General features: G+C 53.8%; 13 protein-coding genes. 10 read left to right on the top strand and 3 right to left on the bottom strand.

Going from position 1 to position 17,096, the window contains the following annotated elements:
- From AKG43_RS03100 to AKG43_RS03055, 10 genes are all read left to right on the top strand, one after another.
- Positions 1-633 carry a sugar transferase gene (locus AKG43_RS03100; RefSeq protein WP_054599152.1) on the top strand — a complete coding sequence of 211 codons (633 nt, stop codon included), beginning with the start codon at positions 1-3 and terminating at the stop codon, positions 631-633.
- Positions 620-1,585: an ATP-grasp domain-containing protein gene (locus AKG43_RS03095; protein WP_054599118.1), complete on the top strand. Its 966-nt coding sequence runs from the start codon at positions 620-622 to the stop codon at positions 1,583-1,585. Before AKG43_RS03100 ends, AKG43_RS03095 begins: the two co-directional genes overlap by 14 nt.
- 29 nt (positions 1,586-1,614) lie before the next feature.
- A complete protein-coding gene (locus AKG43_RS03090) occupies positions 1,615-2,289 on the top strand; it encodes an HAD family hydrolase (RefSeq protein WP_054599117.1) in 675 nt (224 codons plus the stop codon).
- A 58-nt stretch (positions 2,290-2,347) separates the two neighbouring features.
- The gene (locus AKG43_RS03085; protein ID WP_054599116.1) at positions 2,348-3,130 is read left to right on the top strand and encodes a methionyl-tRNA formyltransferase; all 783 of its coding nucleotides are present in this window, start codon (positions 2,348-2,350) and stop codon (positions 3,128-3,130) included.
- Positions 3,123-4,298: a DegT/DnrJ/EryC1/StrS aminotransferase family protein gene (locus AKG43_RS03080; protein WP_054599115.1), complete on the top strand. Its 1,176-nt coding sequence runs from the start codon at positions 3,123-3,125 to the stop codon at positions 4,296-4,298. Before AKG43_RS03085 ends, AKG43_RS03080 begins: the two co-directional genes overlap by 8 nt.
- Positions 4,299-4,477: 179 nt before the next feature.
- A complete protein-coding gene (locus AKG43_RS03075) occupies positions 4,478-6,382 on the top strand; it encodes a nucleoside-diphosphate sugar epimerase/dehydratase (protein WP_054599114.1) in 1,905 nt (634 codons plus the stop codon).
- Between the two features lie 50 nt (positions 6,383-6,432).
- Positions 6,433-7,563, top strand: a complete 1,131-nt coding sequence (locus tag AKG43_RS03070) for a polysaccharide export protein (RefSeq protein ID WP_054599113.1) — start codon at positions 6,433-6,435, stop codon at positions 7,561-7,563.
- 32 nt (positions 7,564-7,595) lie between these two features.
- Positions 7,596-8,036, top strand: a complete 441-nt coding sequence (locus tag AKG43_RS03065; RefSeq protein ID WP_054599151.1) for a hypothetical protein — start codon at positions 7,596-7,598, stop codon at positions 8,034-8,036.
- A gap of 37 nt (positions 8,037-8,073) precedes the next feature.
- Entirely contained in the window at positions 8,074-10,239 is a 2,166-nt protein-coding gene (locus AKG43_RS03060) for a polysaccharide biosynthesis tyrosine autokinase (protein ID WP_054599112.1), read from the top strand.
- A 437-nt stretch (positions 10,240-10,676) separates the two neighbouring features.
- Positions 10,677-12,800: a TonB-dependent receptor domain-containing protein gene (locus tag AKG43_RS03055; protein WP_054599111.1), complete on the top strand. Its 2,124-nt coding sequence runs from the start codon at positions 10,677-10,679 to the stop codon at positions 12,798-12,800.
- Positions 12,801-12,933: 133 nt separating this feature from the next.
- Here AKG43_RS03055 and AKG43_RS03050 read toward each other — a convergent pair whose 3' ends face one another.
- The 3 genes from AKG43_RS03050 to dapA all read right to left on the bottom strand — a co-directional run bounded on the left by AKG43_RS03050 (position 12,934) and on the right by dapA (position 17,019).
- Positions 12,934-14,385 (bottom strand): sodium:alanine symporter family protein, encoded by a 1,452-nt coding sequence (locus tag AKG43_RS03050; protein ID WP_054599110.1) that lies wholly within the window; start codon positions 14,383-14,385, stop codon positions 12,934-12,936.
- A 106-nt stretch (positions 14,386-14,491) separates the two neighbouring features.
- Entirely contained in the window at positions 14,492-15,961 is a 1,470-nt protein-coding gene (locus AKG43_RS03045; protein ID WP_054599109.1) for an aldehyde dehydrogenase, read from the bottom strand.
- 194 nt (positions 15,962-16,155) lie between these two features.
- Positions 16,156-17,019, bottom strand: a complete 864-nt coding sequence (dapA, locus tag AKG43_RS03040) for a 4-hydroxy-tetrahydrodipicolinate synthase (RefSeq protein ID WP_054599108.1) — start codon at positions 17,017-17,019, stop codon at positions 16,156-16,158.
- Positions 17,020-17,096: the final 77 nt, after the last annotated feature.

The raw sequence follows: 17,096 nt of genomic DNA, 5'->3' as shown, positions 1-17,096 counted from the left end.
ATGAATAAACTGATCAAACGCCTGTTCGATATCGTTGCCTCGGCAGCCGGCCTGATTATTCTTTCGCCCGTGTTGCTGGTTTTGGCGTATTTAATCCGCAAAAATCTCGGCTCGCCGATATTTTTTACCCAAACCCGCCCCGGCAAAGACGGCAAACCGTTCGAGATGGTCAAATTCCGCTCCATGCGCGACGCTTTCGATGCCGACGGCAACCCCTTGCCCGACAGCGAACGGCTTACCCCTTTCGGCAAAAAACTGCGCGCCACCAGTTTGGATGAATTACCTGAGCTTTGGAATGTCTTAAAAGGAGACATGAGCTTGGTAGGCCCCCGTCCGCTGTTGATGAAATACCTGCCGCTGTACAACGATTTCCAATACCGCCGCCACGAAATGAAACCGGGCATTACCGGCTGGGCGCAGGTAAACGGGCGCAACGCGATTTCTTGGGACGAAAAATTTGCTTATGATGTTTGGTACGTCGATAACCAAAGCTTTTGGCTCGATATCAAAATTTTACTGCTGACCGTAAAGAAAGTATTTGTGAGAGAAGGCATTAATGCCGGTGATGATGTTACCATGCCGACTTTTACCGGAAACCATCCCTCAGGGAAACAAGACCATGAAAACCAATAAAAACATTCTTATTTTATCGGCCGGGCGGCGCGTCGAACTGGTGCAGGATTTCAAAACCGAAGCAGCACGCTTTTCAGACGGCATCAAGGTTTTGACCACCGATCTGAACCCCGCCATGTCGGCGGCCTGCCATGTGTCGGACGACACGTTCAGCGTGCCGCCGATTTCGGACGAACGCTATATCGACAGTATTTTCGATATCGCCCGCGCCCAAAACGTAGGGTTGATTATCCCCACCATCGATACCGAACTGCAAAAACTGGCCGATGCTCGCAACCGCTTTGAAGCGGCCGGTATCCATATCATTGTTTCCGATCCCGAACTGATCACCATCTGCCGCGACAAACGCTTTACCGCCGGCCTCTTTAACCGCCACGGCATCGACACCCCCGAAATTTACGACCGCGAAAACCTGACCTTTCCCTGTTTTGCCAAACCTTACGACGGCAGCCGCAGCATCGGCGCGAAATACATCCACTCGGCAGAAGATTTGTCTTACGACCTCTTAACCGACCCCAAAATCATTTTCTGCCGCTACATCGACATTACCAACGAATTTACCGAATTTACCGTTGATCTGTATTACGACCGTTCGGGCCGTCTGAAATGCGCCGTGCCGCGCGAACGCTTGGAAGTACGCACGGGCGAAGTGAGCAAAGGCGCCACCCGCCGCAACCACCTGTATTCGCTCATGACCGAAAAAATGCCGGTATTGGAAGGCGCGCGCGGCTGCATCACCGCCCAGTTTTTCTGCAAAGACAACACCGTTTACGGCATCGAAATCAACCCGCGCTTCGGCGGCGGCTTCCCGCTTACCTATGCGGCGGGCGGCAACTACCCCGGCTGGCTGATCAGCGAATACCTTTACGGCGGCAACATTCCGTTTTTCGACCAATGGCAAAACAATTTAATCATGTTGCGCTACGACGCAAAAATATTGGTGCCGGAGTAACACACACATCATCAGAAAGTATGAAGTAAATGAACAACATCAGACCATCGGAAAGTATTTTGGTCTTGGATTTAGACGATACGCTGTATCCGGAATACGAATACAAAATTTCCGGCATCCGAACCGTGTGCAAGCACATTTCCCTACTCTACCCCGAGCACCGCGCCGACAACCTGATGGCGCAGCTGGACACCTACGGCAACGGCTGGCTCGACAAGCTGTGCCGCCTGTGCGGTTTTAACGAATCGGAAAAACAATCTTTATTGTGGCTGTATCGGACACACACACCGAACTTAACGGCATTTATGCCGTCTGAAGAATTTAAAGATATGCTGAAACCATTTGCCGCCTGCATATTGATTTCAGACGGCCGCAGCCTGACACAGCGTTTGAAGCTGTATGCACTCGGCCTGTTGGAATGCTTCGACGAAATTTTGATATCGGAACCCTGCGATTCGAAAAAGCCCGACGACAAACGTTTCAAACATGTGCAGCAACAGTATTCCGGCCGGCACTACATTTATGTGGGAGACAATATTGCCAAAGATTTCATCACGCCCAACCGTTTGGGCTGGCAAACGATCGGTATCTTGCCCCAAAAACACAGTATCCACCAACATCAGGCAAACCGTTTCGACAACAGCCACCAACCGCACATATGGCTGGCCGGGATAAAAGAACTCCCCGCACTGTTCGCACGATAACAAGCCTTTAACAAGGCGGGATCGCAGACACACGTTTATTTAAAATCAAGGATAAAAAATGACCAAAATTCTCTTTATGGGTCGGAAAAAAGTATCGGCCGGATTATTGGAATTCCTATCCGCGCAAAACAACATCGAGATCGTAGGCGTGCTGACCGACAGCCATCTGCAAGGTTCGCCCACCACGGCCGCCGCCAAACGCTTGGGGCTGCCGCTCTACACTTTCGATACTGCCTTGCAAGCCATGAAAGAAGGTCGTTTGAACTACGATTTGGGTATTTCGGTGCTCTACTGGCGCAAACTGCGCGACGAATTTCTCAGCACGCCCTCTCGCGGCACCATCAATTTCCACCCCGCGCTGCTGCCCGAATACAAAGGCACCGGCGGCTACAATCTGGCGATTATGGACAAGCTTTCCGAATGGGGCATCTCCGCCCACTATATTGACGATTCCATCGACACCGGCGATTTGATCGAAGTGGTGCGCTTTCCGATGGATCCCGACACCGAAACCGCCCAATCGCTCGAACGCCGCTCGATGGAGGTGCTGGAAGGTTTTGCACAACGCCTGATCATGCAGGCCGCAACCAGCGAAACCAAACTGCCAGCCTACCCCAATATCGGCGGCGAATACACCAGCCGTGCCGAGATGGAAGCCATGAAAGAAATCCGCCCCGGCGACGACGTTGACCGAAAAATACGCGCGTTTTGGTTCCCCCCTTACGACGGTGCGTATATTGAAATCGACGGCAAAAAATTCACTCTGGTCAACCGCCGGATTTTAGAAGCCGTCGCCCCCAAAGATTCCACCAGCCTTTTTGCAGGACAAGCCGATGCTTAATACTTCTATTGCCCCGTGGCCTTCTTTTACCCAAGAAGAAGCCGATGCCGTATCCCGTGTGTTGCTGTCCAACAAAGTCAATTATTGGACGGGCACGGAATGCCGTGAGTTTGAAAAAGAATTTGCCGCCTTTGCCGGCACACAATACGCTGTTGCGCTCGGTAACGGCACGCTCGCTTTAGACGTTGCCTTGAAAGCCATGGGTATCGGCGCGGGCGACGATGTGATTGTGACCTCGCGCACGTTTTTGGCTTCCGCCTCCTCCATCGTGACCGCCGGTGCCAACCCCGTGTTTGCCGACATGGATTTAAACAGCCAAAACATTTCCGCCGAAACCATTCAGACGGCCTTAACTCCGAATACCAAAGCGATTATCGTAGTGCATTTGGCCGGTATGCCCGCTGAAATGGACGCTATTATGGACTTGGCCGACAAGCACAATCTGTGGGTGATCGAAGACTGCGCCCAAGCGCACGGTGCGAAATACAAAGGCAAACCGGTCGGCTCCATCGGTCATATCGGCGCATGGTCGTTCTGCCAAGACAAAATCATGACTACCGGCGGCGAAGGCGGCATGGTTACCACCAACGATAAAGAGCTGTGGTCGAAAATGTGGTCGTATAAAGACCACGGCAAAAGCTACGATGCCGTGTACAACCGCCAACACCCGCCCGGCTTCCGGTGGCTGCACGAAAGTTTCGGCACCAACTGGCGCATGATGGAAATGCAGGCTGTTATCGGACGCATCCAACTCAAACGTATGCCGGAATGGACGGCCAAACGCCAAGCCAACGCCGCCCGACTGGAGGCCGTCTTAAAAAACTTCGGCAGCATCCGTTTGGTGAACGTTCCCGACTACATCGAACACGCGCAATACAAATTCTATGCATTCGTGAAACCCGAAAACCTGAAAGCAGGCTGGAGCCGCGACCGCATCGTCGAAGAATTAGGCGCGCGCAAAGTGCCGTGCTACCAGGGCAGCTGCTCGGAGGTGTATTTGGAAAAAGCTTTCGACAACACGCCGTGGCGGCCGAAAGAGCGTTTGAAAAACGCGGTGGAATTGGGCGACACCAGCCTGATGTTTTTGGTGCACCCGACCATCACGCCCGAAGAAATGGATTTCTGCTGCCGCCATATCGAAGAAGTGCTGAAAGAGGCCACGGCGTAAAGCCTGCCTTTTCAGACGGCCTGAACAATACGGCCGGCGCATGGCGCACACGATAAAGCAAACAAAGAAAAACAAAAAATAAATACTTTTTCAGACGGCCGTTTACCCGGCCCGAGGCCGTCTGAATCTGCCGCACACGAACACACAACAACAATAAATAACAACACCGGAAAACAGATATGAATTTGGAAGCCTTACTATCGTTGCCCCGCAACGTTAAAAAAGCCTGTTTCATCATTCACGATATGTTGGTGATATTCGTGTCATTTTGGTTTGCCCAAAGCCTGAAAGCGAGCTACGACGGCGAATGGGCAAATGCCGCCAACTGGCTGGCGTTTGCCGCCACGGCGGTGCTGACCATCGTATTGTTCGTCAAACTGGGTTTATACCGCGCCGTTACGCGTTATGTGAGCACCCGCATTCTCAGCACGGCGGTATTCGGCTGCATGCTCTCGGCGGTGTTTTTTCTGTTCAGCGTATTGATTTTCGAGCAACGCCTGCGGCTTGCGCTGCCGGTGGTTTATTTTTTGATGCTGGTGGTGTTGGTAACCAGCTCGCGCATTATTTTAAAATCGATTCTTTCCGACCGCCGCCACCGCAAGCAAATGGCACCGGTGATTATCTACGGCGCAGGCCAGTCGGGCAGGCAGCTTCTCGAAGCCATCAAACAGGTTAACGAATACAACGCCGTGGCTTTTGTTGACGACAATTCCGCCATCCAACACACCACCATTTACGACCTGCCCGTTTACAGGCCGTCTGAACTCGAAGACCTCATCAAACGCTACGGCGTCGAAAAAATCCTGTTGGCGATACCGAGTGCTTCCCAAGAACAACGCAAACTCATCATCGAACGCCTCAAATGCCTGCAATGCGAAGTGTTGTCGATTCCGGGCATGAAAGACTTGGTAGACGGCAAAATCAGCGTCAGCTCGCTGAAAAAAGTATCCGTTATCGACCTGCTCGGCCGCGATCCCGTTGCCCCCCGCCCCGAATTGATGAGTGCCGACATTTCCGGCAAAGTCGTTTTGGTCACCGGCGCGGGCGGCTCCATCGGTTCCGAACTGTGCCGCCAGATTATCCGCTACCGTCCGGCCAAACTGCTTTTGTTTGAACTGTCGGAATTTTCGCTGTACAGCATCGATAAAGAGCTGCGCGAATTTCAGACGGCCTCCGGCATGGATATCGAAGTCGTACCGCTTTTGGGTTCGGTTCAACACCGCAAACGCCTGTTCAGCATCATGGAAGCCTACGGCGTGCAAACCGTGTATCACGCCGCCGCTTACAAGCATGTGCCGATGGTGGAATTCAACACCATCGAAGGCGTGCGCAACAATGTGTACGGCACGCTTTTCTGCGCGCAAGCCGCCGTAGATGCCGGCGTAGAAACGTTTGTATTGATTTCCACCGATAAGGCCGTGCGCCCCACCAACACCATGGGAGCGAGCAAACGCATGGCCGAACTGTGCCTTCAGGCTCTGGCTGCCGAAGCCGGCCAAAAAACCCGTTTCTGCATGGTGCGCTTCGGCAACGTGCTCGGCTCGTCGGGCTCCGTGGTGCCCGTTTTTGAAAAACAGATTGCCGCAGGCGGCCCGATTACCCTCACCCATCAAGACATCACCCGCTACTTCATGACCATTCCCGAAGCCGCCCAGCTGGTGATTCAGGCCGGAGCAATGGGCAAAGGCGGCGACGTGTTCGTGCTCGACATGGGCGAATCGGTGCGGATTATCGATTTGGCCAAGCAGATGATCCGCCTGAGCGGCTTGGAAGTGAAAGACGAAAACCACCCCGACGGCGACATCGAAATCAAAGTAACCGGCCTGCGCCCGGGCGAAAAATTATACGAAGAGCTGTTAATCGGCGAAGAGGTTCAACAAACCGGCCACCCCCGCATCATGACCGCCAACGAAGTCATGCTGCCGTGGGATGCCCTGTCCGACATTCTCACCCGTATGGATACGGCATGCCGCGAAATGAACCAAATGGCCCTCAGACAACTCTTATTGGAAGCACCAACCGGTTTTGCGCCCAAAGACGACATCTGCGATTTGGTTTGGCTGCAAAACCGGCAGGCTGTCTGAAACCCCATACCGTTCAGACGGCCTTCCGCCACACCCGAAAAGGACAAACCGTGAAGACAACACTCACTGTAATCAGCTTCTCGCTGCTGGCCTTAACCGCCGGCTGCACCGTCGTACCCGGCTCCGGCCTGCCCACGCGCAACAAAACGGTGGTGTACGACCACAACGAAAGCAAACAAGATACCGTATTAGACAGCCGCATCAATATCTATCCGATTACGCCGGGTCTGATCGACCGCATGCAGGAACGCCGCCGCGGCGCACTGAGCAACCCCGCGCTCGAACGCCAAAAATCCGGCTACCGCTACCGCGTGGGCAGCGGCGACGTGCTGAACGTGATGGTTTGGCACCACCCCGACCTGAACACCCCCACGCCTTCCGGCACGCAAACCGAAAGCAAACAAGTGAGCAACGGCGTATGGGTTGACGAAGCCGGTTATCTTTCCTACCCGCTGGCCGGCAGAATCTACGCCCGCGGCAAAACCCTGCCCGAACTGCAAAACATCCTTACCGGCCGTCTGAAACGCTACATCAAAAACCCGCAGGTATCCCTAACCGTAACCGAATTCCGCTCGCAGCGCGTTTCCGTATCCGGCGCAGTCGGCAAACCCGGCCAATTTCCGATTACCAACGTACCGCTGACGCTGCTTGACGTAATCGACCAAGCCGGCGGCGCGGCAGAAAACGCCGACACCAACAACATCAGATGGACGAAAGACGGCATAGAACGCACCATCTCGCTGCAAGACATCCGCCAACACGGCGACTTGTCGCAAAACCTGCTGTTAAGCGGCGGCGACATCGTGTATGTGCCCACCACCGACAACAGCAGAGTGCATGTGATGGGCGAAGTCGGCAAACAAACCTCCCTGCGCATGGGCAGCTACGGCCTGACCCTCACGCAGGCACTGGGCGACGCGGGCGGCATCAACCAAGTAACGGCCAACGCATCCGGCGTATTCGTGATCCGCAACGTGCCCGAAGATCGAGCCAAACCGATACACGTTTACCAACTCAACCTGAAAGACGCATCGGCCTACGCATTGGCCAACCGCTTCAAACTGCGTGCCGATGACGTTGTTTATGTAACTGCCGCACCGGTATCGCGTTGGAACCGCGTAGTTTCCCAAGTAACCAACTCCGTTTCCAACATTACCTCCCTGAACAGCTCCTTCAACTGATGCCGGCCGCAAAGCCCCAGAAGCGACGCGAGATGTTTAACAAGATTTTAATCGTCTGTATCGGCAACATCTGCCGCTCGCCCACGGCGGAGCGGCTGTTGCAGAAAAAAATGCCCCACCTGCAGATATCCTCCGCAGGTTTGAAGGCTCTGGCAGGCAAAGACGCCGATCTGCAAGCCATACGCACGGCGCTGCGGCACGGCCTCATCATTGCCGGACACACCGCCCGCCAGCTTACCCCCGCCATGTGCGGGGAAGCCGATTTGATATTGGTGATGGAACCGCAGCACATCGACATGGTTGCCGACGTACTGCCTTCCGCCCGAAGCAAAACCATGCTGTTCGCCCAATGGCTGCCGCAAAAAAGCATACCCGACCCCTATATGCAAACCGAGGCGTTTTTTGAAACGGTTTACCGGAAACTGGAAGAAGCCGCCGAACAATGGGCATACAAACTGACCGTCAGACCGTAAACCCTCCCCGGTAAAAAATGAGAAGGAAAACCCGACAATGCCAACACCATACCCGCCCAACCTCCAACAAAAAAACAGCAGCGGTGAAATCGACGTAGGCCTGCAGCTGCGCAACTTGCTCAACTACAAATACCCGATTGCCATCGCAGTGGTTGCCGGCGGCCTTTTGGGTGCCGTTTACAGCCTGTCGGTTACGCCCGTGTACCGTGCCGACGCCATGCTGGAAGTAGAAACCAAGCAAAACCAGATTCTTACCGAAATCAACAACATGCTGACTTCGTCGGATTCACCCACATCCGAAGCCGAATTGGAATTACTGCAATCGCGGCTGGTGCTCGGCAAAACCGTCGACGACCTTCAGCTCGACCAAACCGTCGAACCCAAATACCTGCCCGTATTCGGGCGGCTGGTGCACAACCTCAGAAGCGACATCGAACCCGAGCTGAAAATCCATACCTTCACCGTAGATGAAGAATGGCGCAACAAACCGTTTATCATCACCGCCAAGAGCAAAAAACTCTATTCCGTAGAGCTGCCCAACGGCCGCATCATGGAAGGCAAAGTCGGACAACCGCTTAAAATCAACGGGCAAACCGTTTTGCAAATCAATCAGATTTTGTCCGAACCCGGTCAGCGTTTCATTCTGACCAAACACTCGCGCCTCAACGCCATCGAACAGATTAAAGAAAACCTGACCGTATCCAGCAAAGGCAAAACCAGCCCCATCATCAACTTGGCATACAAAGGCACCGAACCGGAAAAAATCACCACCATTCTGAACAGCATTGCCGACAACTACGTCAGCCAAAACATCAACCGCGACGTTCAGGTGGCCGCCAGCGGTTTGGCCTTTATCTCCGAAGAGTTGCCGCGCCTGCAAGCCACTTTGCAGGAAGCGGAAAACAAATTAAACGAATACCGTAAAAAAAGCGGCTCGCTCGACATTCCCGTCGAATCCAAAGGCGCCTTGGAAAGCCTGATCAACATCGAAACCCAGATTACCAACCTGCGCACCGAAGAAGCCGGCTTAGCGGAACTCTACACCCCCGAACACCCCAACTATAAAGCCGTGCTCGACAAACTGGCCGTGTTGGAAAAAGCCAAAAGAAAAATCAACCAGCAAATTGCCGACCTGCCCAACACCCAGCAGGAAGTGATCCGCCTCACCCGCGACGTAGAAACCAACCAAAACACCTACACGCAACTGCTGACCAAGCAGCAAGAGCTGAACATCATGAAAGCCAGTGCGCAAGGTAACGTGTGGATTGTCGATTACGCCGACAAACCCGAGAAACCCGTTGCCCCGCGTAAAGCCGTGATTACCCTGCTTTCCGCCATCAGCGCCGGCGTATTGACCGCTGCTTGGTATCTGCTGCGTTCCGTGATGCGTCATGGCCTCAATAAGCCCGAAGACATCGAAACGCTCGGCTTGGATGTTGCCGCCATCATCCCCTTCTCCAGAGCACAGCAGAAGCGCGACACATTGGGCAGCAAAATCAAAAAAGGGTTGTCTTCCGCCAAACGCCTCGGCTATCTGCTCAGCACCGAAGCACCGACCGACGCCGCCATCGAAGCCTTGCGTGCCTTGCGTACCAATATTTATTTCTCGATGAACGACGCCAAAAACAATCTGCTGATGCTGACCAGCCCCGCTCCCGGCTCAGGCAAATCGTTCATCGCCGCCAACCTCGCCGCCATCATGGCGCAATCGGGTAAAAAAATCCTGCTGATCGACGGCGATATGCGCAAAGGCTACCTCGACGAATATTTCGATGCCGACCCTGAAAACGGCCTATCGGACATTCTCGAAGGCAAACTCTCACCCGGCCAAGCCGTGCAAGAGACTTCCGTGCCGAACTTGAGCTTTATCAGCCACGGCACCCTGCCCGAAAACCCGTCCGAACTCCTGCTTGACGGCCGTCTGAATACCCTGCTCAGCCGCGCCCGCCAGCGTTACGACTATGTGATTATCGACACCCCGCCGGTGTTGTCGGTTACCGATGCCAACATTGTCGGCCAGCAGGCAGGCATTACCCTGATGGTTACGCGATACGACAAAACCTCTGCCCACGAACTCGACCTCAGCGTCAACCGCTTGCAGCAAAGCAACGTCGAAGTACACGGCATAATCCTCAACGGCATGAAGAGCGACTCGCCCAACGGCTACGGCTATTACACTTCTTACAACTACAAGAAAGTGTAAACCCGCCGTATTGAACCGCCGCATCATGTATCAAAAGAAGGCCGTCTGAAAACCATGTTTTCAGACGGCCTTCCCACAACATCCACTTTATAGATAGTCAATCAACTTAAAAATAGTACATCCGTCATACTCGGTTCAACCCGAATATGACGGTTTTGTTATCAAAATTAAGTAGATTGATTATATAGAACCCAAAATACAGCCGGACTGTAGCAAAAATGTATTGCTTTATTATCTCAAATTCTCAATTTTATTTAATTTATTGATAATCATTACTAATTTTATTAAAATTCTATTCATACAAGAAAAAGAGTATTTACGCGCCATATCTTTCATACGGCAGTCCATTTGATATTTTTTATTCTGCGCGGTTATGTCTCTCACCAACCAACACATTTATATCAATCCACCAACCTCGAACAGAGACGGAGACAAAAATGAAATTCAAGCACCTTCCTTTAACCGCGGCAGTATTAGGCGCATTATGGTCTATCCCGTCATTGGCAGATACCGCCCAAACCCAAGACATTTCTTCCAATGTAAATTTGGATACCGTTACCGTAACCGGCGACCGTCAAGGCGCGAAAGTGAAAACCAATGTGGTAACCACCCGCTCGAAAGACGAAAGCACCGAAACAGATTTGCGCGGCCTGTTTAAAGACGAGCCTGCCATCGGCATCGGCGGCGGCAACGGTACTTCGCAATATCTGTATATCCGCAATATGGGTCAAAACTCGGTGGATGTAAAAGTCGACAATGCTTATTCCGACAGCCAAATCCACTACCACCAAGGCCGGCACATACTTGATCCTGCTTTGGTAAAAATCGTGTCAGTACAAAAAGGTGCGGGCAGTGCTTCGGCCGGTATCGGCCAAACCAACGGTGCGGTAATTGCAAAAACCCTAGACGCCCAAGATTTGTTGAAAAACAGCACCCGTTCTGATTTTGGTTTCAAAGTAAACAGCGGCTACAACACCAATGACGGCCACAACTACGGCCTGACCGTATTCGGCAAACCCGGTTCGGTTGACTTTGTGCTTTCCGGCAACCGCGTTAAAGAAAGCAACTACAAAGGCGGCTCGGGCTACCGTAACGGCTTGGACGGCAGCAACCGCGTGTTGTACAGCGCATTGGACAAAACCGGCTATTTGGCCAAAATCGGCGTTGATGCGGGCGAAGACCACCGTTTTGTATTGAGCCATCTCAACAACGAGCATAAGGGCGATCGCACGGTGCGTGAAGAATTCTCCATGTGGGAAGATTACAAAAGGGAGAATGGCAGCATTGCCAGCCAAGCACCCGCCAAGCGCAAAATGAGCATCAACCAAACCAACCTTGAGTGGACAGGCAAAAATCTGGGTTTCGCCCAATCGGCCGCCGCCAACATCTACCGTTTGGAAAAAAGCCGTTGGTCGGCTAACGACAGCCGAAACGGTTACGCAGGCGGCAACAGCAACCTCCCGGTTGATAGTAATCCCGTTCCCACCACAACCAAAATCGAAAGCATCGGCGGTAATGTCAACTTCGATTCGCACCTTAACGACCGCATCGTACTGAAATACGGTGTCAACTACCGCACCCAGCAAGTGAAACCCGACCGGATTTTCCGAGCGGGTGTAACAAGGCAGAAGAAACAGGATGTGGGCGTTTATACCGAAATGATTACCGACGTGGCTAAAGATGTTACGCTGACCACCGGCCTGCGCTACGACCACTTCAATTTCAAAGCGATGGACGGTAAAAAAGTGAGTAGCGGCTCCGTCAGCCCGAGCTTGGGTGTGATTTGGCAGGTTATCCCCGATTTGAGCCTCAGCGCAAGCCACAACTACGCCACCCGCAGCCCGCGTATGCAAGACGGCCTGATGGCGCACGGCAAGCGCGGCGTGGTTTCGATTGCTTCCGGTACCAAAGCGGAAAGAGCCAGAAATACCGAAATCGGTTTCAACTACGACAACGGCACATTCGGCGCGGACGGCAGCTATTTCTGGCAAAACATCAGCAAAGCATTGGGTACGTCCACCGGCCGCAACAACCACTTGTGCGGTGCACCGACACCGCAAAACAAAAACGAGTGTTACTCCGAAATCATCAATGCCGGCAAAGTGAAAAACTCCGGCTATGAATTGGGCGCATCGTTCCGCAAAGGCGGCTGGAAAGCACGCGTGGGCGTGGCTTACAGCAAGCCGAAATTTTACGGCGAGCGTTTGAGCGCACAACCCGAATACGCCATGCGTATAGGCCGTACTTGGACCGGTTCGCTGGCCTACCGCTTCGACAACCCCGACTTGGAAATCGGCATCCAACACCGCCAAGTTGAAGGTGTGAAGAAAGAAGACAACTTCATTTTGATCAACCGCCAAGTAACTGCGGCCGACAAAGGTAAAAAAGCTTACGGCGTAACCGATCTTTCCGCCAACTGGAAACCGCTCAAAAACGACAAGATGAACGTCAACTTTGCCGTGAACAATGTCTTCAACAAAAACTATATTCCGCATGCCCAACGCAGCGACTTGCCCGGTGCAGGCCGCGAGTACCGCGTGGGTTTGAATTACACGTTCTGATGAATCTGCCGTGTATTCATGCTTAGTTTTTTAATCAACTATTCTTAGGCATGTCAATGCAAAGAGGCCGTCTGAAAACCATGTTTTCAGACGGCCTTAACACGCTTAATAAACATTTATGCAGGCTTGCGCGTTATCGCTTACCGTGCTGTTGTGCGTACTCCACCCAAAACTCAGCATTCTCAATCCCGGCTTCGCGCGGGTCAAATACCGGGTCTAAGCCCGCTTTTTTCTGGCGGTCGTAATCACGCAGCGCGCGCAGGGCGGGTTTGCTCAGGAATACGATGGCAATCAGGTTGAGGTAACACATGCTGCCGAAGCCGATGTCGCCCAAGCCCCACATCAGGCTGGCGGACTGCACGCTGCCGGCGAATACCACCACTAAAAACACCACCCGCAAAATCATGCTGAGAATGGGGTATTTCAGCTTTTGGTCGAGATAAAGCAGCGCGGTTTCGGCGATGTAGTAGTAAGCCAGCAGGCAGGTGAAAGCAAAGAAGAAAATGCCCACCGCCACGAATGCGCCACCGAAATCGCCGAACACCGTGCCCAAGGCCGCCTGCGTGTAGGCCGAGCCTGCAACCACGCCGGGGATGTTTTCCACCAGCGGCGTTTCCATGCCGGGCGGCTGCACGTTATACATGCCGGTAATCAGAATCATGATGGCGGTTGAGGTACACACCAGCACGGTGTCGATATACACCGAAAAGCCTTGTACCAAACCTTGTTTCACGGGATGGCTCACTTCGGCTGCGGCCGAGCTGAACGTTGCCTCGCCCGCACCGGCTACGTTGGAGAACACGGCGCGGCGCACGCCCCACGAAATGGCGGTGCCGACAATGCCGCCGAATACCGCATCGGTGCCGAACGCGCTACCGACAATCAGGCTCACGGTTTCGGGAATTTTCGCAGCGTGGCTAACCAACACAATCAGCATCAGGCCGACATAGCCCAAGGCCATCAGCGGGATGATGCGGTCGGCGGCGCGGGCGATGCGTTTGGTGCCGCCGAAAATCAGAAACGCCAGCATCGCAGAAACCGCAGTGCCGGTAATCCATACGGACAGGCCGAAGGCGTTCTCAAACGACGTGGCGATGGTATTGGCCTGAATGCCCGGTACCAACACGCCGTAGCTCAGGAAAATCACCACGGCCACCAGCACGGCAAAGGCTTTCAGCTTCAGGCCGCGTTCGATGTAGTAAGGCGAGCCGCCGCGGTATTCGGTGCCGACTTTGGTTTTATACACCTGCGCCAAAGTCGATTCCACAAACGCGCTGGCACCGCCCAACAACGCCATCACAATCATCCAAAACACCGCCCCCGGCCCGCCCGCGGCAATGGCGGTGGCCACGCCGGCGATGTTGCCGACACCGATACGCCCCGACAGCGACATACAGAATGCCTGAAACGACGAAATACCCGCGCCGGATTCCTGCTTTTCCCTCAACAGGCGGATCATTTCGGGCAGATAGCGGAACTGCACGCCTTTGGTAATCACGGTGAAATAGAGGCCGACGGCCAAAGCCAGATAAACGAGGCCGTTACCCCAAATATAGTCCACCAGCGTATTGACTATGTTTTCCATCTTTTTCTCCTTTGTGGTTATTTATGGTTATAGAAGGCCGTCTGAAAAAGCAGTTTGGGCTTCGCAGAAACCTACCGGCTTCAGACGGCCTGAGTATTGTTTTTTGTTATTCCACAAACCAAATCGTTTTTGCCTGCGTGTACTGCTCAAACGCTTCCACGCCTTTGTCGCGGCCGCCGAAGCCGGACTGCTTGTAGCCGCCGAACGGCGTGGCGATGCTGCCTTCCGAAAAGCCGTTTACCGATACCGTGCCTGCCTGAATTTTGCGGGCAACGCGGTGGGCGCGGCGGACATCGGAGGTGTAGAACGAAGCGGCCAAGCCGTAGTCCGATTGGTTCGCCAAACGAACGGCTTCTTCTTCGCTGCCGAAGGTGGTAACGGCCAGCACCGGGCCGAAAACCTCTTCTTTAAACACGGTCATATCGGCGGTTACGCCGTCGATGATCGCCGGCTCGAAATACCAGCCTTCGCCGGTTTTGCCGCCGGTAAGCAGTTTGCCGCCCTCTTTCAATGCGGTATCGAAATAACGGCACACCTTATCGAAATGCGCCTCTTCCACCAGCGGGCCGAGATTGGTTTCAGGCTGGCGCGGATCGCCGACTTTCCAATCTTGCTTGAGGCCGTCTGAAAGCTTGGTCAGCAGGGTGTCTTTAATGCTTGCTTCCACAATCAGGCGCGAGCCGCAGCTGCAGTTTTCGCCCATGTTCCAGAATGCGGCGGCCAAAATCGACGGCACGGCTTTATCCAAATCGGCGTCGGCAAACACGATTTGCGGGCTTTTGCCGCCGCATTCCAACACAATCTCTTTCAAATTGCTCTTGGCCGAATATTCCAAGAAATAACGGCCGACTTCGGTAGAGCCGGTAAAGGCCACCATATCGACATCGTGATGCATGCCCAAAGCCTTGCCCACCGTTTCGCCCAAGCCGCACACCAGCGTCAGCGCTGCTTCGGGCACGCCCGCTTCATGCGCCAGCTGCACCATGCGGTAGGCACTCAGCGAAGTCAGCTCGGCCGGTTTCACAATCACCGAATTGCCTGCCGCCAATGCCGGCACCACTTTCCACGCGAACATCTGTGCGGGGAAGTTCCACGGCAACACCGCGCCGACCACGCCGACCGGCTCGTGCACAATCAAGCCCATGGCGTCTTTGCCGGTGGGGGCGACGCGGCCGAAGGCTTTATCGACATATTCGGCGTAGAAATAAAAGGTTTCGATGGTGGCGGGCATATCGGTGTTGATGCACTCGCTGATGGGCTTGCCCGCATCGATACAGTCCAACGCGGCCAGCTCTTCGGCGTGTTCTTCAATCAATTGCGCCCAACGCAGCAGCACGGCCCGCTTTTCAGACGGGCTTTGGTCTGCCCAGAGGCCGTCTGAAAATGCAGCCCGCGCGGCGCGCACGGCGGCATCCATATCCTGCTCGCTGCCGTCTGCGATATAGCCGATAAGGGAATTGTCGATAGGCGTGCGGTTTTCCAGCTTCTTGCCCGAATCGGCGTGGTTCGGAATCAAATGCCCCGCCCACAAGCTGCCTGCTTTGGCGGCCTCGAATATTTGTTCAACGGTTTTCATCTATACTCCTTTTCTTTTGGAAACCTCTCTTAAGAAAGGTTGGGTATTTTTGAATACACTAAGTGAATCAACTTAAAAATAGTACGCTCGTCATACTCGGGCTTGACCCGAGTATCTCTGGCTCCAGTAAATTTAGGAGATACTCGGGTCAAGCCCGAGTATGACGAGCTGTAATAAAGCGAGTGGTTCGAAACTTATTTCAACAAAGCCGTAAATTCGGCGGCTTCCTGCGCGGTCAGATTGTGCAGCGGCAGGCGCACTTTGCCGGCGGGTTTGGTGCCGTTTAAGCAGCCGATTTTGGCTTTTTGGTTGTAGTCGCCCGATTCCATCGAATGCAGAGCGGGATAAAGATTGGTGAGAATTTGGCGGGCTTGGTTCCAATCTTGGGCTTGTGCGGCGTTAAACAGGGCAACCTGCTCGCCGGGGAACACGTTGGCGGCACCGGCAATCCAGCTTTTCACGCCCCAGAAGAAGAAATCCAAAGGCTGGTCGTCGCAGCCGCACACCACTTGGAAATTGTCCAATTTCGCCTGAATCATACGCAGCGCGTTGGAGAAATTGCCGGTGCTTTCTTTGATGCCGACGATGTTGGGGTGTTTCGCCAAATGCGCCACGGTGTCGAATTCGAGTTCCACTCCGATGCGGGCGGGGAAGTTGTAGAGAATAATCGGCAAATCGGTTTTGGAAGCCACATATTCAAAGTGTTCGATGATGCCTTGTTGCGACGGCAGGCTGTATGGCGGCGCCGACAGCATCAGGCCGTGGTAGCCCAATTCTTTGGCGCGTATGGCACGTTGCGCCGCCACTTCGCTCGACATATCGCTCACACCGGCAATCAGCGTGCAGCGGCCTGCGGCGGCTTTGACGATGGTGTTCAACACGGTTTCGCGCTCGGCTTCCGACAAGGCGTAATACTCGCCGGTGGTGCCGCAGGCCACGATGCCGCGCACGCCTTTGGCGATAAACGCGTCCACCAATTCGGCCAGCAGCGCGGTATCGACCTGATTGTCGGCGGTAAACGGGGTCACGATAGGAACTAAAATACCTTCGATGTTCATGATGCTTCTCCTCTTGAGATAAATGGTGAATCAATTTAAAAAAACTAAATCTGTCATACCGGGGCTTGACCCGAATA

This window comes from Neisseria sp. 74A18 (assembly GCF_001308005.1).
Taxonomy (GTDB): Bacteria; Pseudomonadota; Gammaproteobacteria; order Burkholderiales; family Neisseriaceae; genus Neisseria; species Neisseria dumasiana.
Note: the sequence above shows the minus strand (reverse complement) of the source record. Positions and strands in the feature narration are given on the sequence as shown.

Excerpts from the sequence above, each read along its gene's own strand:
- AKG43_RS03065 (WP_054599151.1), top strand. The coding sequence starts at position 7,596 with ATGTTTAACAAGATTTTAATCGTCTGTATCGGCAACATCTGCCGCTCG.
- AKG43_RS03080 (WP_054599115.1), top strand. The coding sequence starts at position 3,123 with ATGCTTAATACTTCTATTGCCCCGTGGCCTTCTTTTACCCAAGAAGAA.
- AKG43_RS03060 (WP_054599112.1), top strand. The coding sequence starts at position 8,074 with ATGCCAACACCATACCCGCCCAACCTCCAACAAAAAAACAGCAGCGGT.
- dapA (WP_054599108.1), bottom strand. The coding sequence starts at position 17,019 with ATGAACATCGAAGGTATTTTAGTTCCTATCGTGACCCCGTTTACCGCC.
- AKG43_RS03095 (WP_054599118.1), top strand. The coding sequence starts at position 620 with ATGAAAACCAATAAAAACATTCTTATTTTATCGGCCGGGCGGCGCGTC.
- AKG43_RS03085 (WP_054599116.1), top strand. The coding sequence starts at position 2,348 with ATGACCAAAATTCTCTTTATGGGTCGGAAAAAAGTATCGGCCGGATTA.
- AKG43_RS03075 (WP_054599114.1), top strand. The coding sequence starts at position 4,478 with ATGAATTTGGAAGCCTTACTATCGTTGCCCCGCAACGTTAAAAAAGCC.
- AKG43_RS03100 (WP_054599152.1), top strand. The coding sequence starts at position 1 with ATGAATAAACTGATCAAACGCCTGTTCGATATCGTTGCCTCGGCAGCC.
- AKG43_RS03090 (WP_054599117.1), top strand. The coding sequence starts at position 1,615 with ATGAACAACATCAGACCATCGGAAAGTATTTTGGTCTTGGATTTAGAC.
- AKG43_RS03050 (WP_054599110.1), bottom strand. The coding sequence starts at position 14,385 with ATGGAAAACATAGTCAATACGCTGGTGGACTATATTTGGGGTAACGGC.
- AKG43_RS03045 (WP_054599109.1), bottom strand. The coding sequence starts at position 15,961 with ATGAAAACCGTTGAACAAATATTCGAGGCCGCCAAAGCAGGCAGCTTG.
- AKG43_RS03055 (WP_054599111.1), top strand. The coding sequence starts at position 10,677 with ATGAAATTCAAGCACCTTCCTTTAACCGCGGCAGTATTAGGCGCATTA.